Source organism: Labrenzia sp. THAF82 (genome assembly GCF_009363435.1).
GTDB lineage: Bacteria > Pseudomonadota > Alphaproteobacteria > Rhizobiales > Stappiaceae > Roseibium > Roseibium porphyridii.
Window position 1 is genome coordinate 1 of record NZ_CP045354.1, and the last position, 22155, is coordinate 22155.

At 52.6% G+C, this 22155-nt stretch carries 19 protein-coding genes, 1 tRNA gene and 1 pseudogene; 10 read left to right on the forward strand and 11 right to left on the reverse strand.

Going from position 1 to position 22155, the window contains the following annotated elements; translation table 11 throughout:
* The 4 genes from dnaA (at position 1) to gyrB (ending at position 6555) form a co-directional block, all read left to right on the forward strand.
* Positions 1-1476, forward strand: a complete 1476-nt coding sequence (gene dnaA, locus FIV00_RS00005) for a chromosomal replication initiator protein DnaA (RefSeq protein WP_152498892.1) — start codon at positions 1-3, stop codon at positions 1474-1476.
* Positions 1477-1664: 188 nt separating this feature from the next.
* Positions 1665-2783: a DNA polymerase III subunit beta gene (gene dnaN / locus FIV00_RS00010; protein ID WP_152498893.1), complete on the forward strand. Its 1119-nt coding sequence runs from the start codon at positions 1665-1667 to the stop codon at positions 2781-2783.
* A 38-nt stretch (positions 2784-2821) separates the two neighbouring features.
* Positions 2822-3979, forward strand: coding sequence for a DNA replication/repair protein RecF (gene recF / locus FIV00_RS00015; RefSeq protein WP_152498894.1), 1158 nt, complete (start codon positions 2822-2824; stop codon positions 3977-3979).
* A 122-nt stretch (positions 3980-4101) separates the two neighbouring features.
* Positions 4102-6555: a DNA topoisomerase (ATP-hydrolyzing) subunit B gene (gene gyrB, locus FIV00_RS00020; RefSeq protein WP_152498895.1), complete on the forward strand. Its 2454-nt coding sequence runs from the start codon at positions 4102-4104 to the stop codon at positions 6553-6555.
* Between the two features lie 53 nt (positions 6556-6608).
* On the opposite strand, the gene FIV00_RS00025 is transcribed toward gyrB, so the two are convergent.
* Positions 6609-8402, reverse strand: a complete 1794-nt coding sequence (locus FIV00_RS00025) for an EAL domain-containing protein (protein ID WP_209006751.1) — start codon at positions 8400-8402, stop codon at positions 6609-6611.
* A gap of 644 nt (positions 8403-9046) precedes the next feature.
* Between FIV00_RS00025 and FIV00_RS00030 the strand changes: the two genes are divergently transcribed.
* Positions 9047-9463 (forward strand): septal ring lytic transglycosylase RlpA family protein, encoded by a 417-nt coding sequence (locus tag FIV00_RS00030; RefSeq protein WP_152498897.1) that lies wholly within the window; start codon positions 9047-9049, stop codon positions 9461-9463.
* Positions 9464-9832: 369 nt separating this feature from the next.
* Here the strand turns inward: FIV00_RS00030 and FIV00_RS00035 are convergent, their stop codons facing one another.
* Positions 9833-11389, reverse strand: a complete 1557-nt coding sequence (locus FIV00_RS00035) for a cryptochrome/photolyase family protein (protein WP_152498898.1) — start codon at positions 11387-11389, stop codon at positions 9833-9835.
* A 272-nt stretch (positions 11390-11661) separates the two neighbouring features.
* On the opposite strand from FIV00_RS00035, the gene FIV00_RS00040 reads away from it, so the two are divergent.
* Positions 11662-11738 (forward strand) — tRNA-Arg (locus FIV00_RS00040).
* 247 nt (positions 11739-11985) lie between these two features.
* Positions 11986-12192 carry a hypothetical protein gene (locus FIV00_RS00045; RefSeq protein ID WP_152498899.1) on the forward strand — a complete coding sequence of 69 codons (207 nt, stop codon included), beginning with the start codon at positions 11986-11988 and terminating at the stop codon, positions 12190-12192.
* 84 nt (positions 12193-12276) lie between these two features.
* On the opposite strand, the pseudogene FIV00_RS30485 reads toward FIV00_RS00045, so the two are convergent.
* The 8 genes and pseudogenes from FIV00_RS30485 to FIV00_RS00085 form a co-directional block, all read right to left on the reverse strand.
* Positions 12277-13269 (reverse strand): annotated as a pseudogene (locus FIV00_RS30485) (recombinase family protein); the annotation flags it as partial.
* On the reverse strand, positions 13266-13745 hold the full coding sequence (locus FIV00_RS00055; RefSeq protein WP_152498900.1) for a hypothetical protein: 480 nt from the start codon (positions 13743-13745) through the stop codon (positions 13266-13268). The pseudogene FIV00_RS30485 and the gene FIV00_RS00055, both read right to left, overlap by 4 nt.
* A 55-nt stretch (positions 13746-13800) precedes the next feature.
* Positions 13801-14148: a hypothetical protein gene (locus FIV00_RS00060; RefSeq protein WP_152498901.1), complete on the reverse strand. Its 348-nt coding sequence runs from the start codon at positions 14146-14148 to the stop codon at positions 13801-13803.
* Between the two features lie 14 nt (positions 14149-14162).
* Positions 14163-14492 carry a hypothetical protein gene (locus FIV00_RS00065; RefSeq protein WP_152498902.1) on the reverse strand — a complete coding sequence of 110 codons (330 nt, stop codon included), beginning with the start codon at positions 14490-14492 and terminating at the stop codon, positions 14163-14165.
* 41 nt (positions 14493-14533) lie between these two features.
* Complete coding sequence (locus FIV00_RS00070) at positions 14534-16153, reverse strand: type IV secretory system conjugative DNA transfer family protein (RefSeq protein WP_152498903.1); 1620 nt, start codon at positions 16151-16153, stop codon at positions 14534-14536.
* Between the two features lie 351 nt (positions 16154-16504).
* Positions 16505-16774, reverse strand: a complete 270-nt coding sequence (locus FIV00_RS00075) for a hypothetical protein (RefSeq protein ID WP_152498904.1) — start codon at positions 16772-16774, stop codon at positions 16505-16507.
* An 18-nt stretch (positions 16775-16792) separates the two neighbouring features.
* Entirely contained in the window at positions 16793-17098 is a 306-nt protein-coding gene (locus FIV00_RS00080) for a hypothetical protein (protein WP_152498905.1), read from the reverse strand.
* A gap of 255 nt (positions 17099-17353) precedes the next feature.
* Entirely contained in the window at positions 17354-18097 is a 744-nt protein-coding gene (locus tag FIV00_RS00085) for a hypothetical protein (RefSeq protein ID WP_152498906.1), read from the reverse strand.
* A gap of 252 nt (positions 18098-18349) precedes the next feature.
* On the opposite strand from FIV00_RS00085, the gene FIV00_RS00090 reads away from it, so the two are divergent.
* Positions 18350-19096 carry a hypothetical protein gene (locus FIV00_RS00090; protein ID WP_152498907.1) on the forward strand — a complete coding sequence of 249 codons (747 nt, stop codon included), beginning with the start codon at positions 18350-18352 and terminating at the stop codon, positions 19094-19096.
* Between the two features lie 3 nt (positions 19097-19099).
* Here the strand turns inward: FIV00_RS00090 and FIV00_RS00095 are convergent, their stop codons facing one another.
* Positions 19100-19456 carry a hypothetical protein gene (locus FIV00_RS00095; RefSeq protein ID WP_152498908.1) on the reverse strand — a complete coding sequence of 119 codons (357 nt, stop codon included), beginning with the start codon at positions 19454-19456 and terminating at the stop codon, positions 19100-19102.
* Between the two features lie 176 nt (positions 19457-19632).
* Here FIV00_RS00095 and FIV00_RS00100 point away from each other — a divergent pair, with 176 nt between their 5' ends.
* Entirely contained in the window at positions 19633-20211 is a 579-nt protein-coding gene (locus FIV00_RS00100; protein ID WP_152498909.1) for a recombinase family protein, read from the forward strand.
* 175 nt (positions 20212-20386) lie between these two features.
* A complete protein-coding gene (locus tag FIV00_RS00105; protein WP_152498910.1) occupies positions 20387-22141 on the forward strand; it encodes a sensor histidine kinase KdpD in 1755 nt (584 codons plus the stop codon).
* The last annotated feature ends 14 nt before the right edge of the window (positions 22142-22155 follow it).

Here is a 22155-nt window from a genome sequence, read left to right on the forward strand (position 1 = left end):
ATGCAGGTTCAGGAGGCAGGTGGCTCCGAACATTGGAAAAGGGTCAAAAAGCAGCTTCGCGCAGAATTGGGCGATGATGTTTTCACGAGCTGGTTTGCTCGTGTCGACCTTGAGGAACATCAGGACGGCACTGTGCGCCTGTCCGTTCCGACTCGATTTCTTAAACAGTGGATCCAAAACAATTATAATGATCGGCTCATGGGACTTTGGCAGCGCGAATGCGACAATGTTCACCGAATTGAGCTGACTGTTCGTGGCGCTATCCGGCCGCGCCAGACACCGACAAACAAAGCCAGTCTTGCAGGCCCTGCAGGCGCAACGCCTGTCACAGTCGACACCAGAAACGACAATTTGGGTGATGCTGCACAGGTAACACGCGCCCAGGCTGCAACAGCGGCTCTCGGACGGGGTGATACGGGCGGCGACAGCACAAGAGACGTCCTGCAAGGGGCAGCGCTCGATCCCAAATATACGTTCGACACATTTGTTGAAGGCGAATCCAACAATCTCGCACTTGCTGCAGCCCGTCAGGTCGCATCCGGTGGTGCCGTTACCTTCAACCCGCTTTATCTGCATGCGTCTGTGGGTCTTGGAAAAACTCACCTGATGCAGGCGGTGGCCGCCAAGGCACGTGCCAGCGGACGGAAGGTGCTTTACCTCACCGCCGAGCACTTCATGTACAAATTTGTAGCCGCGCTCAAATCCCAGTCAGCGCTTGCCTTCAAGGACACGCTGCGGACGATTGACCTCCTCCTGATCGACGATATGCAGTTCCTTCACGGCAAACAGGTACAGCAGGAATTCTGCCATACCCTGAATGCTCTGATCGATGGCGCCCGTCAGGTCATTGTCGCTGCGGACCGTGCACCGTCTGAACTCGACACGCTTGATGACCGTGTCCGTTCACGCCTCTCCGGCGGCCTGGTTGTCGGTATACAAGAGCCTGACTTCACGCTTCGCCGGAACATCCTGACTTCCCGTGTCGAAACCGCACAGAAAACCTACCCGCAATTCGCAGTGCCGGACACTGTTCTGGACTACGTTGCCCGACACGTCGCTTCTTCAGGCCGTGATCTGGAAGGGGCTCTGAACCGTCTCATCGCGCATAATCAGCTCACCAACCAGCCGATTACGCAGGAAATGGCCGAGATGACATTGCGCGATCTGGTCCGCTCCAGCGAACCACGCCGGGTCAAGATCGAAGACATCCAGCGGGTTGTTTCCAAGCACTACAACGTAACCAAGGCAGACCTGCTGTCAGCACGCCGAACCCGCACGATCGTGCGTCCGCGTCAGATAGCCATGTATCTTGCAAAAGTGATGACCCCGCGCTCACTGCCCGAAATCGGTCGCCGTTTCGGCAACCGGGACCACACCACAGTGCTGCACGCGGTACGCAAAATCGAAGAAATGGCCAGAGCCGATTATGCTCTTGCGCAGGAGCTTGAATTGCTCAAGCGCATGTTGGATGCCTGAGACAATCAGCGCATCGACCTGAGCCCGAAAATACACGGTTTTCTAGCATTTTGAGGGCGTTCCAACGGAGCGCCCTCTTGCTTTTGAGAGCGGTTAAGGGCAGTGTCTTTCCCCCGCTCCATAACGGAGCCCTAAATCCAGTTTGCCAGGCAAGTTCGCCTGGCTTTTCATGAGTACGGAACGAGTGAATGAAAGCGACCCTCGAGCGGACCGACCTCCTCAAGTCCTTGACCCATGTTCACCGGGTGGTCGAGCGCCGGAACACCATTCCCATCCTGTCGAATGTTCTCTTGCGGGCCGATGGCGGCGCGATCAATCTCAAAGCGACCGATCTTGACCTGGAAATCGTTGAAACGGTTCCTGCCATGATCGAGTTGCCCGGCGCGACCACCGTGCCGGCCCATATGTTTTACGACATCGTGCGCAAGCTGCCGGAAGGATCACAAGTCGTCCTGGAAACCACCAGTGACAACGCCACACTGGAAATACGCGCCGGCCGCTCGAAATTCACACTGCAAATGCTGCCGGAAACGGACTTCCCTGATCTCACGGCCGGTGATTTCAGCCATGGGTTCACTCTTTCGGCCTCAGACATTCGCAAGTTGATCGACACAACGCAGTTCGCCATTTCGACCGAGGAAACACGCTATTACCTGAACGGGATCTACCTGCACACGGTGGACGCCGACAACGGTCAACAGTTCCGGGCCGTTGCAACCGACGGTCACCGCCTCGCGCAAGCTGAAGTGGCAGCTCCATCCGGTTCGTCCGGCATGCCTGGCATTATCGTGCCACGCAAAACGGTCGGAGAAATCCAGAAGCTCCTGGAAGAGCCGGAAGCAGACGTACAGATTGAACTGTCAGACACCAAAATCCGCGCAACCACGGGATCCGTCGTGCTGACATCCAAACTGATCGACGGCACTTTCCCCGATTATGGCCGGGTCATTCCGCAAGGCAATGACAAGGAGATGCGCGTCGACAGGGACGAGTTCAAGGAAGCCGTCGACCGCGTGTCGACCATCTCCTCCGAGCGCGGGCGCGCCGTCAAACTGTCGCTCGGCGACGGCCGCATGGTGCTGACCGTCAACAACCCTGATTCTGGCAGTGCGACTGAGGAATTGGCGGTCGAGTATGATGCCGAGGCTATGGAAATCGGCTTCAACTCACGCTACCTGCTTGATATTGCAAATCAATTGAGCAGCGATACAGCCTTGTTCCGGTTGGCAGACTCCGGCTCGCCGACACTTATCCAGGACAATACGGTTGATGACTGTCTGTTCGTGCTGATGCCGATGCGGGTCTGACGAGAACCTCCGGCAGTTGAAAAGGCGGAAGTTGGATTATGACAGAGTTCAGGACGGCGCAGCTGACCCGTCTGTCCTTGACCGGCTTCCGCAACTACTCTGCACTTTCCATTGACATCTCCGCCAAGCTCGTCACATTCGTTGGTGCCAACGGAGCCGGTAAAACCAACATTCTGGAAGCTATTTCCTTTCTGACCGCCGGGCGAGGCCTCAGGCGCGCCACTCTGGCCGACATTGCCCAAAAGGGCGGTGACGGCAGCTGGAGTGTTGCGGCAACCGTCATGTTGGACGGTCTGGAGACGAAAATCGGCACAGGGCTCGCGGCGGGCACACCTGGCCGAAAAGTGCGCATAGATGGCGAGGAAGTCCGGGGGTCGGAAAGCCTTCTTAATTACATGCGTGTTCTTTGGCTGGTACCGAGCATGGACGGCCTTTTTACCGGGCCAGGATCAGACAGGCGCCGGTTTCTGGACCGGCTCACGCTCGCGATCGACCCTTCTCACGGACGACGCGTTGCCGATTTCGAAAATGCACTTCGTCAGAGAAATCGATTGCTTGATCAAGGCGGAGGCGATGCTTTTCTGACTGCTTTGGAACAACAGGTTGCCGAACTTGGAACGGCCGTTGCAGTCGCACGCGGGGAAACTGTCGGGCTGTTGAGTCAGATGATTGCCGAACAAGTCGCTCAGTCGTTGCCGTTTCCGCATGCATCCGTCGCATTGGAGGGAGCGTTTGAATCAGAGATGCTGGGGCTGAGCGCTTCGGACAGGGAAGATCACTACCGCCAGATGCTCAAAGAGGGACGCCCACGTGACCGGGCCGCCGGACGAACGCTGAACGGGCCTCACCTGAGCGATCTCAAGGTCTTTCATGCCACAAAGAACATGCCGGCCGCCCAATCCTCGACCGGCGAACAGAAGGCACTGCTGATCGGACTGGTACTGGCGCATGCCGAACTGACGGCGAAAGTCTCCGGCATGACACCCGTCCTGCTGCTCGATGAGATTGCCGCGCACCTTGATCCCGGCCGCCGGTCTGCACTGTTCCAGAAGCTGAATTCACTCGGTGGGCAGGTTTTCATGACGGGGACAGACAGCGCTCTTTTTGAAGCCTTGCCCGGAGATGCCGCCGTGTTTGAGATCGAGGATGGCAAGAGCCACCTTCGCACCCCCAGGTGCCCCCTTAAATCCGCCTGAATCTTATGGTTTTCCACCATAATCCCTTCGCTGGCTTCCTGACAGGCCGCACGCAGTTGAACGACTGCCGGAACCCCGTATAACGGGGTGAGAAAAGATAAATCGATTGGTGATTGATTCGCATGAGCGACACGTCCACGCCTGAGCCTACCCCAAACCCGGAAACAGAAAACGGTGCCGAATATGGCGCTGACAGCATCAAGGTTCTCAAGGGCCTCGATGCCGTCCGCAAACGGCCCGGAATGTATATCGGTGACACGGACGATGGCTCCGGTCTGCACCACATGGTCTATGAGGTGGTCGACAATGCCATCGACGAGGCTTTGGCCGGTCATGCAGATCATGTCACAGTCACGCTCAATCCGGACGGTTCGGTGACCGTATCCGACAACGGGCGCGGCATTCCGACAGACCTGCATCCTGAAGAAGGTGTTTCAGCGGCTGAAGTCATTATGACCCAGCTGCATGCCGGCGGTAAATTCGACCAGAATTCCTACAAGGTTTCCGGTGGTCTGCACGGCGTTGGCGTTTCCGTGGTGAATGCTCTTTCGACCAAGCTTGATCTTCGCATCTGGCGAAATGATCAGGAGCACCACATGACCTTCGCTCACGGAGATGCTCAAGGGCCGCTCAAGGTCGTCGGTCCTGCCAATGGTCGGAAAGGCACCGAAGTTACATTCCTGCCTTCGCCGGAAACCTTCAGCAAGGTTGAATTCGATTTCAGCACTCTGGAGCATCGTCTGCGCGAACTGGCATTCCTGAATTCCGGTGCCCGCATCATCCTGACCGACAAACGCGGTGTAGAGGATGTCGTCGAGGAGCTGTTTTACGAAGGCGGACTTGAAGCCTTCGTCCGTTATCTGGACCGAGCAAAGCACCCCCTTATCGAAGAGCCTGTCACCATGAGCGCGGAAAAGGACGGCATTACCGTCGAAGCCGCAATGTGGTGGAACGACAGTTATCACGAACAGGTTTTGTGCTTCACCAACAACATCCCGCAGCGCGACGGCGGTACGCACCTTGCCGGTTTCCGAGCTGCTCTGACGCGTCAGGTGACCGGCTATGCCGAAGCGACCGGACTTATGAAAAAGGAGAAGGTTTCGCTGTCCGGCGATGACTGCCGCGAAGGCCTGACATGCGTTTTGTCGGTCAAAGTGCCGGATCCGAAATTCTCGTCACAAACCAAGGACAAGCTCGTTTCGTCCGAGGTGCGGCCGGTTGTTGAGAACCTGATTTCCCAGACGCTGAGCGAATGGCTTGAAGAAAATCCGGCTCCGGCCAGGGCGATCGTTTCCAAGGTGGTCGAGGCTGCCTCTGCACGCGAGGCTGCCAGAAAGGCCCGCGAGTTGACCCGCCGCAAGGGCGCGCTCGACGTCGCCTCACTGCCTGGAAAGCTGGCGGACTGCCAAGAGCGCGATGCGTCTAAGGCCGAACTCTTCCTGGTGGAGGGTGATTCTGCGGGTGGCTCGGCAAAGCAGGGCCGCCACCGGGAGAACCAGGCCGTCCTGCCGTTGCGAGGCAAGATCCTCAACGTGGAGCGGGCGCGCTTTGACAAGATGCTGTCGTCCAATGAAATCGGCACGCTGATCACCGCACTCGGCACCGGTATCGGCATGGAAGAATTCAATATCGAGAAACTGCGGTATCACAAGATCATCATCATGACCGATGCGGATGTGGATGGTGCCCACATCAGGACATTGCTTTTGACGTTCTTCTTCCGCCAGATGCCGGAGCTGATCGAAAACGGTTATGTCTATATCGCGCAGCCGCCGCTTTATAAGGTCAAGCGCGGCCAGTCCGAACAGTATCTGAAAGACCAGAGTGCTCTGGAAGACTATTTGATTTCACAGGGGCTCGACGATGCCTCGCTGTCGCTCGCCAGTGGAGAAGTGCGAACGGGCCAGGATCTTCAGGGTGTCGTCCAGACCGCACGTGCAATCTCCGACATTTTCGACGGATTGCACTCTCGCTACAATCGCGATGTCGTTGAACAGGCGGCCATCGCCGGCGCACTCAACACCGAAATTTTGGACGACCGCAGCAAGGCGGAAGAGGCGGCAGCTTACATCGCCCGCCGTATGGACATTCTCGCAGACGAGTTCGAACGCGGCTGGACAGGCGAGGCCCGCGATGATGGCAGCCTTGTCTTCAAACGCACAGTGCGCGGCGTCGAAGAAGCAGCCACAATCGATGCCGCCCTCCTCGGATCGGCCGATGCCCGTCGTCTCGCGGCGCATGCCGACCATCTGCACGAGGTCTACGGCAAGGCGGCAACGCTGCGCCGCAAAGACAACTCAATGGATATCAGAGGGCCTCGCGCGCTGCTGACCCAGGTCTATGCCTTCGGTCAGAAAGGGATTTCACTTCAGCGCTACAAGGGCCTCGGTGAGATGAACCCCGAGCAACTTTGGGAAACAACCCTCGACCCGAACGTCCGATCCCTTCTTCAGGTCAAGGTGAAGGAAGCAGATGACGCGGATGATATCTTCACCAAGCTCATGGGAGACGAAGTGGAGCCAAGACGCGAGTTCATCCAGGACAACGCACTGGCCGTTGCCAATCTCGACATCTAGTCAGGATCTATATTCGAAAATCAAAAGAGCGGTTTTGCCGCTCTTTTTTGTTGTCATTTTCCCGGCCAGGGCACGGGAGCACCGAAGAGATGACCCTGCGCTGCCTCGATGTTCAACTCCCGCAGCAAGTCTGCTTCTTCGTGCGTTTCGACATGCTTGGCAACAACCTTGATGCCAAGTTCATGAGCTGCACGCACAAGGCCGTTGAGAATTGCAGCTTTTGCGGGTTCCTCGATGACCTGCTGTGTCAAGCTGGATTCCAGCTTCAACCATTCAACCCGCAGACCCGTCAGGCGAGACAGAACCGGCCAATGGCCGGCAAAATCATCTACGGCCGTCTGGCACCCAAGTTCGGCAGCGAACTTGAAAAAGGACTCGATCGTTGCAGGCTCGCGCAGAAAGTCCTTTTCGGCAATCTCCAGGCACAATTTGGCCGCTAGCAACGGGTTGACGGAAAGGCGGTGATACAGGCCGTCGCGGAAGTTCGGATCACGAGCAGATTCAGCTGAAACGTTCATCGTCAGAATTGACCGCTCGGGGCTTCTCTCCGCTGCATCCAAAACCCGGTCCAGGGTCCAGGCATCCACCTGGGCAATAAACCCCGATCGTTCGGCAGCAGAGATCCAGGCACGAGACGACAGGCCCCTGGCGCGATCACCCTGCAGCCGCAGCAAGACTTCCTGACCACACACCCGATCGTTCTTCAGGCACATGATCGGCATGGCGAACAGCGTCAGCTCATTGCCCCGGAAACTGCCGGCATCAGGAATATCCGCCAGTTCGTTTCGCCGCCGCTGACAATCTGTCGATTGTACGCTGTGGATCTGAACGGATTGCCCGCCGCCCCTCTTGCCGCGCAGGCACGCATGATCTGCAACGCCCAGGAGCGCTGCGGCGTCGATCTCTTCGGCCACAACACTGCTGTCCACAAAGGCAACACCTATGGAGCCGCCAATCGTGAAGACCCTGTCACCGACTTCCAACCTGATCCTGTCTAAGCCATCCAGGATCCTTTCGGCCACATCGAGGGCAGCACCTTCACAGGCAGCGGGAACCATCCCGGCAAACTCATCGCCGCCAATGCGTGCAGCGGTCCCGAATTCACCAAGTGTCAGGCTCAGGCAGGCTGCGACCCGCATGAGCATTTCGTCACCGGCATCATGGCCGCCAAGGTCATTGACCTTCTTGAATTCGTCCAGATCGATGTAGTAGACGGCCAGCCCTGTCTCATGGTCGGAGCAAAGTCGCGTCAATTCCCACTTCAGCGCCTTGGTGAAGGCGCGGCGGTTTTCCAGTCCAGTCAATGGATCGTGGTAGGCAAGCCTTCTGTTTTCGGCAACATCATGGGGACAGTCGATATTGCGCCGGATGACTGCCATTGAGGCACGGTGACGGACGCCTTTTTCTGGTTGTTGCCTGATAGGCACAATCCGGACTTCACACATCTGACGATCCGTGAGATAGCCCGCGGCTTCGAAGCTTCGGTTTTCAGGGATATGGAGCGTTTGCACCAAATCCTCGTTCCCCGCCTGCAACGCCTCGATCAAAGTACCGATATCATAGTCACTGCCGATCAGCTCAAGCAGCATCACGGCTCTTTCCTCTGCACTTTCCGATCCGTCGAAAACAAGAATTTCGTCGGGAAAATGCTCCAGCAGGTCGAGACTTGCCGACGCCGGTTTGGAAGAAACCTCTGTCCGGGAAACAGTCTCCGGCAGCTGCTTGGCGTCCTGGCCATTTTCTTCCATGTCGAATTGAACAAGGACTGCCTGGTTCGCACCTGTAAGCGACACCACGGAGGTGCAGATCATATGGTGACAGAATTCGCTTCCCGACTTCAGTGTCATTGTGCCGCTGGCCTGCGAAGGGACCCCACTGAACGCTGTCGCCAAGACGGTCTTGCACCGTTTCCAGCTTGACCTCGACAACAATGTTTTCAGCCCGGCGGGCATGAAATCAAGTTTCAAACGGGAGCAGGCATCTCTCAAATGCGTGTTGCAGTGAAGTATGCTTCCATCCTGCGCAACATAAGCAGCAGCAAATGGCAGGACTTCCAGCAGGGACGTGTGAAATCCCGCAAGACTATTATTATCACTTGTGTGACCGGACCTCTCCAGCCGGTCTTCTAAAAACCGATGGCTGACTTGCACCAGACCGCCCTTTCAAAAACTCGGATCGAAAGGCGCTACCACACTACTTACGCGCCAAAATCATGCACAAAGTATTATCACAGTTCTTTTGATTATTTCTAAAACTGAAAACTTCCCACAACTCTTAGGATTTTTATATTTAACCGGAAATTAACTTTCTACATTTAATATTAATTAAAATTTTAGCAAATTTTTCTTCAATTTTCACTTTATTGTTGAATTCATGCCATATTTTTTTCACATCCCCGACCTATTCGTGCCGCGACGGAATGTTAGGCGTGCCCATCACAGTTTCGTCAATTTAAAGCCAAGAGCTGGCCAAGAACCGACAGGATACAACCATGCATACACGCAGCGCTCTTAAGAGCCTGGTGCGGGCAGGTCTTTGCACAACTATGCTCATAGCGGCAGGATCCGCCGCCTTTGCGTCCAATGACAACTTCACACAATGCGGCAAGGCCTCATGGTATAAATTGGGCGGTACGACAGCCAGCGGAGAGCCCGCCAACCCAAACGGCCTTACGGCGGCACATCGCACCTTGCCTTTTGGGACCATGGTTGAGGTGACCAATCTCTCCAACGGCAAATCGGTTACTGTCCGGATCAACGACCGGGGGCCTTATTCGAAAGGCCGTGTGATTGATGTGACCTATGCGGCCGCCAAAAAGCTCGGCTTCATCCGTAAGGGAATAACAAAGGTGCATGTCTCGGACGGACCGAAGCAAGTCGCCAAGAATACTAAGCAGTTTTGCCGATAATTCGCGCTCAATCGATCGGTTTCAGCAATCTTGTCATACGGAAACAGTCAGCTTTTTCCGTAGTAAGTCTCTGTATTTGCAGAGACTATTTAATGACACGATACTTTCACAACTGACTCAGTATGAATAACGATCAGTCGCATTACAGTGAATCAAAAAATAAAATATTTTACGGTAATGACAATCGATAAAGATGTCGCTAGAGTTGCCGCCGTGGTCGATGGGGCCACGTGCACAGTAACTTTATTCGCGCAGTCTTAGGGCTGCGCGTTTTTTTTGTTTTACATCTCAACCATTTGAAATGTTTGCCGGTCACCTCCCGTTTGCGCTCAAAATCAACGCATCTGCAACCTGCATATGCGGGGAAGATCAAAGCTCCTCCCGCTGGTCGAGCCGGTTCAAAATGGCTTCGGCAGTGGAGCGGTATTGGTCCTGTTTTTCAGGAGCCATTTTCCTCCAGGTTGCGTAGGGCTGGCCAAGTCGCGGGTTGTTTCGAAGGTGCGGTTCGTTCCTGTCAAGAAAATGCCAATAGAGTGCGTTGAAAGGACAGGCGCCCTCGCCCGTCTTCCGACTGACCTCGTAAGAACAGGATCTGCAGTAATCCGACATCTTGTTGATGTAATTGCCACTCGAGATATAAGGCTTGGAGGCCAGCAGCCCGCCGTCAGCAAACTGGCTCATGCCGATGGTATTCGGTAGTTCGACCCATTCATAAGCATCTGCATAGACCATCAGATACCATTCGTGAACTTCGCTGGGATCAACACCGGCAAGCAACGCGAAGTTTCCTGTCACCATCAGCCGCTGTATGTGATGGGCGTAGGCTTCCTCGATCGTTTGCGTGACGGCTTCCGCGACACACTTCATCCGCGTTTTGCCCGTCCAGTAGAAGTCCGGCAAATGTCGGCGCGCTTCCAACGCGTTCTCGGATGCATAAGCCGGCATTTTCAACCAATAGATGCCCCGGACATATTCGCGCCAGCCCAGGATCTGTCGAATGAACCCCTCCGCAGCATTCAAGGGCGCCTTGCCTTCCCGGTAGGCCGTCTCGACCTGCCGGCAAAGCGTTAGCGCATCAAGAAGCCCGGCATTGAGATAGGCTGAGATGACTGCGTGATACAGAAATTTCTCGCCCTCCAACATTGCATCCTGATAAGTGCCGAAATTTTCGAGCGACGCCTCAAGAAAGCCTTCGAACGCGGCCTCGGCGTCCTGCTTCGTCACCGCGAACCAGAACGGCTCGAGCGATCCGAAATGATCGGCAAACCGGTTCTCGACAAGGTCAAGAACCTCTCTTGTGACTTTGTCCGGCCTAACCCTTTTGGGCGACGGCATGAAAAGGTCCGATCTTGCCGGTTTGCGGTTCTCCTTATCGAAATTCCATTTGCCCCCAACGGGATTTTCGCCGTCCATCAGCAGTCCGGTTTTGCGGCGCATGTCCTGATAAAAGGTTTCCATACGCAGTTGTTTTCGCCCCGTTGCCCAGGCACGAAACTCTGCAGGCGAACACATGAAACGCTGATCTGAAAGGATTTCCACCGGCAATCCGAGATCTTCCTGCCAACTTTGCATACCCTCCAGAACTCGCCATTCTCCAGGCTCGGTCAGCAGAATTCCCTCCGGGTTCAGTCGAGCAACCGCCCTTTTGACCTCTCCCTTGAAACTGCCGGTGTTGCCAGACGCATCGAGTCGGACATAGTCGACCGACCAGCCTGCAATGCGCAGCTCTTGCTCAAAATGGCGCATGGCAGAGAACAGGAATGCGATCTTCTTCTTGTGATGGCGGACATACGTTGCCTCTTCCATGACCTCGACCATCAGCACACGGTCCCGCTTCTGGTCAGCGTGTCTCAGACTGGACATATCGGGCGACAGCTGATCTCCAAGGATCAACACAAGCTTACGGCAATCGGACGTTTCGTTCATCGGTACCTGTGACGATTAAGGTCGGTACTCAACAATACGCAGCTAACGCGCAGCTCTATCACATCAGGGGCGTTTTTGTTGCGAACTTCGCTCCAGACCAGACGTATCGCGATCTGCGAAGCGCGACTATGGCCGCGAAAATGTCTCGGCCCGAGCGCTTTATGAAACGCCAGAATTCCTGTCCAAAGTAACAGAAAGCCATTGCCCCGGATCGCCGGATCTAGTATCAGACGCGTCTATCCGCCGTGCCATTTTCAGCGCATGGCCGAGCAGCACCCGTAGCTCAGCTGGATAGAGCGCTGCCCTCCGAAGGCAGAGGTCACAGGTTCGAATCCTGTCGGGTGCGCCATTTCACTTTTCTTGTCATTGAAGCCGAAAAACGCAAATGGTTTAGACACTTGCGGAGTTCGAACGCCGTTCTTTCGACTGTATGCCATGGGACTCGAAAACGCCAGTTTGAGCACTGCTCGCTTATCTTCCAAACGATAAGAAGCCCAAAGATTCCAAGGGTTTGACAAGAAGCTTAAGGCGAGTTCGAACATTTCGCCAAAGGGCCTAACTGGACCTGTCTCATTTTGCAGTTTTTCGGTGATTACGTGCTTGTCCGTTTCCAGACGTGCAATCCGCTTCTCATAGGCAGCAATGGCCGTGGGGCTGCTTGCATCAACGATACGATCAACAAGCTGCTCGATTTGACGGTCAACTTCGTCAAGCTGCGTTTGCAGTTCCGCTTTCGCTATATCCGCTTGTGCTTGCCGCTGATCCCACGCATCGCGGAATCCAGCCTTCGCAAGTTTGAATAGACTTTCCGCTGGCCGCAGTTGTTTCAGGACCGATTCGAACGCGGCTTCGACTTTGTCACGCGGAATGGACTTGCGATGGCTTTCGCAAGCGCGATTATAGCAGAGATAGTAGGGATGCTTTTTGCCAGTCTTTGATTTGGACCAACAGGCCGTCAGAGGCTTATTGCAATCACCACAGAGGACAAACCCCCGTAGCGGAAAGTCCGCGTTTATATCCGCGCGGGCCGGGACATAGGCACCTTCTTTCAACCGCTCTTGGATTTTCCTGTGTGTTTGCAAGTCAATCAACGGCTCATGGTGGCCTTGGCGCATCGTGATGCCCCAGCTCGGCGCTTCGACATAACCCGCATAGACAACGCGCTTCAAAATTTCATTGACGCGCTGTTGGCGAATTTTTCCATCAGGCAAGTCTTTGGGAAAAGCGGGCTGGCTTTCGAAGAAGCGTTTCAGCTCAGCCTGTGATCCAAAACGTCCCGATGCGTAACCTTCGAGCCCTTCCTGAATAATTGATGCAATGGGCTCATCGCGCGCAAGGAGGTTTCCGTGACCCAGTGTCTTTTCATATTTGTAGCCCATTGGCGCTGAGAAAACCCAATACCCGTTGAGCGTGCGGGCTTGCATGCGATTCAGGGTTTGCTCGGCATTTTTTCGGGCCTGATATTGCGACACCGTGGCCTGAATATACTCATTAAATTCACTATCTGCGTCATCGCCGAATACCATGGAAGGCGATTCGAGAATCCCGCCAGCATCAGCGACTGCGCCGCGTAATTCAAAATGAACGGGAACCTTCCGGGCAAAGCGGGACACTTCATCAATGATTACAACATGCGGATCGTTTTGATGTGCTTTTAAGAACGAAAGCATTGCCAGCATGCCCGGCCTGTCCGAGCGTTGGCCCGTTAGATCGTCGGTATAGACATTCAGCACATCGTATCCACGCTGTTCTGCATAGCTGCGACAGCGGGTTTCCTGAGACCCCAAGCCATCACCACGCCGCGTTTGCGCTTTGGATGACACCCGGCAATAAACCAAGGCTTTGGTGACGTTATGATTGGGATTATCCATAAAGTTCATGCGTCAATCCTTTCTTCAAAATTCTCCTTTTCGGTCTGCGGCCTTGTTTCAGCCTTGGCTGCAAACTGTTCGATTATTGCCGTCGCTCTGTTCTGTTTTGCGTTCACGGCCTGTTTCGCTGGATGGATTCCAAAACCCAGATCGACAAACGCAACGATGATAGACCAGAGTGTTTCTATCATTTCACGTTTCTGGTCTTCCGGGATTGCCGTGTCATCCATAAACGCTTGATAGTAATCAACGTCGAGTGTCAGTGCTTTCCACTGTGTCTGACCATTCTTGTCAGATTCGTCACTTGGTCCGTTTCGGCCCGGCGGCTTCACCTTAACAGGCTTCTTGTTTTTCATGTTTTTGCTCCAAAATTCTATCATGGAGGCTCGGCGTTTCGGGGAATTACCGCCGGAATCTCCAAAGTTATCCCTATCGTTTTTGCTTCTATTCGAAATTACTTTCGCAATAGAACAAAATAGGAACATTATCTCAGAATTTGTTGAAATTCAACAAGAATCTACATAGTAGTTCCAATGTATTTCATCGCTCGCGCGTAACCGAAGACTTGGTTCGGACCTCGCTTTTGGGTGACCAAGCTTTGGAAGCCATATTCATCTGCGAACGTGCAGCGCCTTCTTTGGCGGCAAAAGTGTGGGCGGTGTCAAAACGCACATGTGCACCATGCAAACGTTCCTCGCCATGGGCAATCCGCGCCCGCTTTTGCGCCTCTTCCATCTTATGGCTGCTCGTTTCCCGCATGCCGCCGGGCGTATAGTCTAGCGAGTGTGAGGGACGCGAAATTTGAGTTTTGAGATTGTCTATCTCAGCGCGCGTCACAGTTTCGCGTAGCGGCGCATAGGCGCTTCGATTGTCTGTGTCTGTAGACATGACAAAGGTCCTTTTTAGCGGTTTTGAGCAGGAGCGAGATTCAGCGATGGAGAATTGGCGCGTTCACGCTCAGCTTTCCGGGCTTCTTGCTTGAGCGCATTCACATGATCATGAGCGCGTCCGGCCAGATGACGCAGTGGCAGATGATCGCTTTCGCGCATCTGGCTCGTGTCATGCCATTGACCCTGATCGTCTTTGTATGAACGGGCGTATTGTGTTGAGAAATAAGCGCCGCGCTCACCTTGATTGCGCCAAATCGTGGCTTTGAGCACGCCTTCACGTAGCGTGGTTTCAGGCTGTTTTTTTGCGGCTTCTGGGCCGGATGTGTGCCGTTGGTCTGTCATGACAGTCTCCTTAATTGAATCATGAGGGTGGGAAGGCGGTTTCAAATTTTGGGACGGTGGCCCCGAACGAACGACCAGGTGCCGGAGCGGCGATATTGCGGATAATCGTTGAACGCATCAGGCACAGGCTCCGTCACAATCTCCGCCTTGCGGGTGCGCCTGAAACGCCCGGCAATGGATACGGTGCCGGGTTCATCATGGAATGGATCGCCCAGATAGCGTCCACACAGGTCCGGGCGTTCCCAGTAGTTTCTTACCCAAAGCCGCATCGGGGCTAAAACAACACGAGGCATAAAAACCAAGACCATTTCTGCGGGCATGGTGTTCAAAATCTCGTCCGGTGTCATCAACGCCCGGGGCATCAGTTTGGGGTGTTCGGTCAGCGCGTCCTGATAGGCCATGGCTGTTCCTGTGCGGAACGGATCAGCCCCATCAAAGATCATGGCGTCCAGTGCTTCATTTTGTGCAATTCGCGCTCGCTCATTCAGGGCAAAATCTTCAACAGGGAGCGTAAATTGTCCAAGCATGGAGGAGAGCTGCTTAGCCTCGCTTAGTTCGCGCGTGGCCTTGTAAATCTGCGTACCGCAGCTACTAGGGATGATCTTGGAGGCGTTCGGGGCGAGGTTGTCCAACTGTTGGATCGATTGGACGACATAGACGGGCCTGATCCCATAACCGGGGCCGTATGTGGCCAGTTCCACCGCCAAAGGCCATGCACCGATATTGCCAATCTCATCTAGCAGCCAGACCTGCGGGCGTGATCTCAAGGCACGGCGCTTGAGCAGCATAATGCTTGAATAGATAGAGCGAACTATCGGAGCAGACGATTTTGAGAACTCCATGGCTTCCATCAGATTCACCTGAAAGCGTGGGCCGTTCTCTTCGGTGAGTTGTGTCGGGTCAAAATCAAAAGGGGGAGAGACGGACTCGCGCAACTCCGGGTCACTCAAACAGGCAAAGCTATTGGTGATCTCTGTCTTTGCGCCCCCGAAACCGCCTGCATTGGGCGTGTCGGAGTTTCGGATTTCGCGCAGTTCTTCTGCCATAGCCTGCACCGCGCCAAAGCGCGACATGTGCATGTAGGACTCGAACTCAAGCCATGTCTCGGTGTTCGTGCCGACCAGCGCCATGACATCGGATAGCCCCGGAAGCTCTAACAGCCCATATTGTTCGATGTAGGACAGTGCACAGGCTTCGGTGATGCGCTGCGCGTACGCTTGAAATACTTCACCGTCCTTCGAGCCATTTTTAACGATCCAACTTTGCACCCAAAGCTTGGTGTCTGGCTGGAGGGTTGGAGAGTTATTGGTGAGTTGGGGGATCGGGTTAATCCTGTCACCACCCGCACGTGGAGCCCAGTTGATGATGTGAGTGCCAGGCTGCAAGCCTGTGATGGGGCCGTTTTGGCCTTTCCAATCCATGGATATGACATGGCTATCGCCAAATCCGTCCAACAGACTTGGCAAAATAGAACTACCCTTACCGCCCCTAGCTCCTGCGGCGATTAGTGCTGCTGATTGTCCCGGAGCATAACAATGCACACCTGAGTCCGTCTCTCCAAGATAGACGCCCAGCGAGCGATCCAGCCCGGCGTCAAAGATCATGTCATCATCAGCGAATCGCGCACGTCCATAGCGATGCGCAGCATAATCGGCATCCATTTGTGGTTCTCAAATGTAGATTTGGGGGGGCAGCGGATGCTAGCGGCATGCAATTACGAACGCATGCCGCTGGTCTTTCGCGGGGCTAATTCAACCGCTGTCTTTTGCGAGTCATCATCCAGAGGCCGTAAACGGCAACACCAATGAATAGCAGGCCCAACTCAACGTTGTTTTCGTTCAGGAACGATAATCCACAAAATGCCGAGATGGCCGAGCCGATCAAAAGACCAATGCGGTCCCAGATCGTTACTGACCGATACACTTTGGTATTGCGCGGTACTCTTACATTCAGCCTTGGCATTGCTCTTTCTCCGTGTTTAAGGACAGTTGAGGATTTGGTGAGTGCGCGTCCTATTGAACGCGCACCCGTGTTCCAGTGGTCACTGTGATCTGGATAATTTTCACCGGGATCATTTTGTAGACAGCGCCTGAAACAAGGGTTGCTGCCAAGGCCACCCATCCCAAGCTGGCAATGTCACCGGAGGCCGGGGCGTTGGCGTTTCCGGCGAGTGTAAGTAATCCGACGGTTGCTAGACCCGATGTCACAGCCGCCTGAAGCGCAAACTTCTTTACTTGGCCCAGCGTGTTCAGCCGTTCGTGGTGATAGGTCGTATTAGACATTGTCCTTCTCCTAGGTTGTCAGTGCCAATGATGGGGGCGAGTTCTCCTTGTCGCGTGACCGATCTTCCTGATCAGTAGGCGAAGGCAGAGTTGGAGAGTGAGGAGCAGCCCGAAATAGGTGACGACAAAGGTTGCTCCGGCATTCACCAGCAGGCCGAAATCCGCCATGTCAGCGCCGTAGCTTCTAACAAGTTCGCCGTGGATCAGATCAGCAGTTAACGACATGAAACGTGGCGCTAGGACGAGTGTGCCCATTGCCGACAAACCGCCGCAAAAAATGGTGGGGCCATCAATGCCTCGCCTTGGGTGATTGCCTTGCGACATGACGCAATTCTCCTTTCACCAACACGGGCATGCCCCGAAGTTTGGCGTGCTTCATCATTCGCTGCCGAGTTGAGGGATCGGCAGTGCTGCTAAGAGTCTATTGATTCAGACTTTGTGCAGTTCGTGAGAAATGCGGGATGTAGAGCATCCCACGACCACATCATCAGAGTGTAGTCGAATTTCTATACAAGTCAACCGTTCGTATACAAATTTCTATACGGAAAAATAAGTGTCTGTTTTTTTAGATGTTTTCTGTTACGGCACAGGCTCATCTTCATCGGCGAGAACATCTGAATCTATCCTACGGACTTCAACATGCAGTTCGTATCCAAGTTCGGATAGGACTTCAGCGGCCTTATCCAATGTAGCTTCTTCACGTCCTATCCTTTGGATTTCTCCTGCCCCAATATTAGCCGCATCAGCAGCTTTGCGGACAGATAATCCTTTCTCCTGCATAACCGCTTTCAACGCCGTGGAGAGACTTCTCCGATTGAGTTCACCCTCAAATATTGGCGTTATCTTTTTCTCTTTTGGTTGTCGCTGTTTGGGCACAGAGAGTTCTGGCGGATCAAATCCCTTTTCTATTGCCATTTTCGATGTAATTCTATTTATTTCAAATATTAATCTCATTCCTTTCTTTATATTAAGGCAGTATTCTTCTATTTCATCAATACTTTTCTTTGAATTAAAAAATAATTCATCCATTATTTCTCTAAAGGATTCGTACTCTGCTTCATATTTTGAATCTTCATAATTGTAATCATAGGTTCCAACCATTAAATCTTGTGCTTTCAACAAAATTTTGCGCAATGCTTCTCCTTTGTCCGCTGTTATCTTCCACGCATCAAAAATTGTATCACTTTTATTATCAAAAATAGTTTCTTCCGCTACGCATTCTTTGATAATACTTTCTAATATAGCGTTCAATAAGCCGTTCTGGCGCGGATATTGCGCCGGAACTACTACATGAAAGTCTTCTAATTTATAGGTATCACTCACAAACGCTCATCCTCATAGAAACCATTTGCTAAGCACTGGCTTTAAAGATTGGTATTATCCCTGCATGCAGCGACGCCGTGCCGTGATATTTCCTGCTAAAGATACGTGCCAAAATACTAAACCTCGCAAACTATGGCCATGATTAGCACAAGGCTACCCGTGAGCCTCAATGGCATTGGTACGTTTTTGAGCGAAAATTTGCATCACGCCTTTGAAATTTGGTACAATAGAGTATCAAAACAACGAGGGCGTATGCGCAGCTATCTAGCTGATTTTAATGACAGATCACGCGATCTTGCCGATGAACGTCAGGCCATAGAGCTTGATGGCTTGAACGCTGCGCGCTCGGGTTTCGACAATGGCCGAAATGCAAGCCAGCTTGCGGGTCTTGGCTCAGACGCTCTTCCGATCAATAAGCGCGACAAGGATGCTGGCAGCGATGCGTTGGACATCATTCTGACCACGATTCCTTATGATAAATTGCTCTCGCGTACCTATGGGCGCTTGGGCGAAGCAGAAGCCGCCGTCGAAGACTTGATCACGCTAGCGACCGAGCGCTTTGAAGCCGAACAGGCGAGGCTCGATGACCTCCTTTCGCAGGTTGCGCAATTGCCCGACGGTACGTTGGTTGCTCGCTCAGAAGACGGGTATGTCTATGCCATAGGAAGCGGAGGCCGCATCGGGGAAGAAGATGCCGCAACGATCATCTGGCGCGGCGATGAGCCAGACCTGGAAACCATTGGGGCGCAGCAAGAGCGAGCCGATGTTGCTTTTGACGTTCTGGATCGCACCCGCACGAACGAAATCCATTTAGGTCATATCCGCGAAGAGCTTTCGGAAGACAATCCTAGCCGCGACCGTCTCCACGCGTTGGAGGAGGAGATTGAAGGGATCGTCGCGCAGACAGAGAACGACTACACACTTCTCAAGAGCGACGGCATAGCGCGAGAAACAGCACTAAGCGTCGACCCTACCGCAATCGCTGTCCCTGAGATTTAAGTGTTACTCATCCCGCTCAAACTTCCCGCAATGTTTCTCAACAACCGCCAACACGACGGCGGCAGGCTGATATTGGGGCAAGCGCTGCATCGTATTGATGATTTCCGTATGTTTGGCCTGCTGCGTTTCAGGGTCAGCGGAGTACCACGTGTTCATGCAACGCGCGATGTCCGATGCAGTTTGCGAGGCGACTACGCCGATCATGTTGATGCCATTGCCAATGAAAGCTTCTTGAGCTTCTCGATCAAATGCGAAGAATTCAGCCATTTGCGGTGACGGTTCCGGCTGGCTTTGGGTATACGCTTGTGTGGCGTAAAGGGCGATCAGGCTTGATAACGCCAGCGTCTTTACTTGTAACATTGTCGATCAATTCTGTTACAAGAAAGGCAAAATTCGATGGATACATCAAAAACCGCATGTTCTGACTCATTTCCGCCCTTTTGGCGATCTGAAATCAGGATTCAACACTTCAAGCACGCTGCCACAAAAAGGATCGTTATTGCGACGCTCAAACGAATACCATTCGGAGGGCAGCGATGTTGATGAACCAACTGGAAGGTCGGACAGGGCGCATCTATGGTTATGCCCGTGTTTCCACTAAAGACCAGAAGCTGCGAGCGCAGCGCGATGCGTTAAATGCCGTTAATGTGGACCGGATATTTGAAGACAAAGTAAGCGGGGCGAAATCCAATCGCGATGGCTTAGATCAATTGCTGGCAGAGCTTCGGCCTAACGATACTTTGGTGATTTATAGGTTGGATAGACTAGGGCGATCCGTTCAGCATCTTTCAGACCTGTTAGTGCATTTCCGCACTCATGAAATCGGTCTCGTTTCGTTATCGGAAGGAATTGACACAACGACCAGCGGAGGGAAGCTAATCTATCATGTCTTTGCCGCCTTCGCGGAGTTCCAGCGGGATATCATCGTCGAGAATACGACCTGCGGATTAGACGCGGCACGCAACGCAGGAAGGCAGTTGGGCCGTCCGCGCGCACTGAGCGAGCAACAAGTCATAGAAGCCAAGCGGATGATCAAAGCAGAGCGTTATTCAAGAACCCACATCGCCAAGAGGTTTGGCGTTTCGCGGATGACACTGTACCGATCGGTAATTTAATAAGACGTTTAGTCGCTAGGTCGGTGAAACGTACGAAGTAAATATTCGCTGCAAGTGTGCAAATGTCGGATTCCAGCGTAGAAAGACAAGCAAGTTTATTAGGCAAACGCTTGACTCGAACGGAGGAAAAATTCAAATTTGTATAAATTCTAATTTGTGCAGTTAAGTAGATAATTTGACCAAAAATAACTCGCATGCGTCTCAGAGCGCTAGAAAGATAAATTCTGTACCGAGATTTGATGACTACTTTAATGAGTTGTCCGAACGTCTACGCGATAAATATGGATTGCAGCACCTTATTGTAACTGCAAAATGTCCAGACTTTGTTGACTCACCTTCACCTTCAATTATGTTCGCCTTCTTTGAAGGATCACAAAACAAGCAGTATTATGATTGTATAAGAGAAATAGAAAAATCTACGGATCAGGCTTTAAGTGCTACTATTACAGGGTTGGGTGATCAAAAATTCCCAATAAGAATTAGTGTTAGATCGCGTAGAAAAATTTCAAGTAAAGATAAAAGTAAAATAGTAAGTGAAACAAATAGAGCGCTCTCAGAATACCTGCAATATAAAATATTGGAATCGCGCGACTATGTAGTTGCAATGTCACTTCAGACAAGTGATATCAGCAGTTTCTTTCACAAAGCAATTACCGAAGGCTTGCGTGCATTCTTTGGGTATGAAGCAGCATCAGCATTTTATTATGATTATCAATCTGATAGCTTGGTTTTAGGGGCTACAACGGGAATTTCCAGGCTTAAAGTTGGAGGATTGCGAAGAGCAGACATTAAATATCATGCCTCCTCAAAATCATGGGTTCGCCGCTGTTTTGATTCAGGAAAAAATCTCTCTGAATGGGCTCCGAGAGGCAAAAGCCTCAAGCCTAATACAAATGGAGAAGGGGTCGATTTTACAAGAAATCGAATGTTCTTACCGATTGATGTTCGAGATGGTTTGAAGACACGCTTGTTTGAAAGCTATGGCGCGGAGGCGGAAGCAAATGGACGAGTGGGTGTTTTAAGAATAGTAAATACTAGGCGGAACGGAATATTCAACCCTATATCTTTGATAGATCTACACTTTTTGGAGCATTTTTGTGAGTATCTAGCAGTGCTTGGAGCAAGATATATCCGAGTTCTTAGCGTGGTTCATGATCAAGAAAAGTCAACCCATGGCTTTGTAACTGATCTCTCAACTCTGAAGTTACGAGTTCAGCTTTTCAGGCGTCAATTCGCTCAAATTGCACAGAAAATCGTTTCCAGTAATAGCGATCCTGCAAATGCCAGGAGGCGTTTAGTCGAACTGGATGGTTTGATCACCATATTTGAGCGCGACTTTTTCGCGGTTCAAGATGGTATGGCGTTCCAATTACAAACCGTTGCTGAGTTTTCTGACGGTGTCGTGGGGGCGTCAGGTAGAGATTTGCCAGACTGCGATAAACCGTTCGTTGATGTTATAATGCGGATTTATCAATCTCTTGACTACCTATCTCGAAATTATGGAAGACAAAAACCCAAGATAACTTTCTTCGGCGAAGCAAGATTTTCTTCAGTGTTTTCACAAATGCCACCGTTGAGAATACCGCAAAGAACTTTCTATTTGGCATTAAGAAATCTTGTCGAGAATTCGATAAAGTACACTAAGCGCGAAACACAGCCCTGCATTGATTTTGGTTGGACGGTCAAAAACGGTTTCATGAAGTTTGATGTTGTAGATGAAGGTATCGGTATCGATCCATCGGACACAGCATCGCTGTTCAAGGAAGGTTTTAGAGCTCGAAACGCACTTAGAGAAGCAACTCGGGGAAATGGGCTCGGCCTGTGTGTTAGCAGGCGTGGACTACAAGCTTATGATGGCGACTTGCTATATCTTGGGCCAAATCACGCAGGGGAAGGCGCAGTCTTCAGAATCTTAGTTCCAACATCATAGTAGAGGAAATCTGG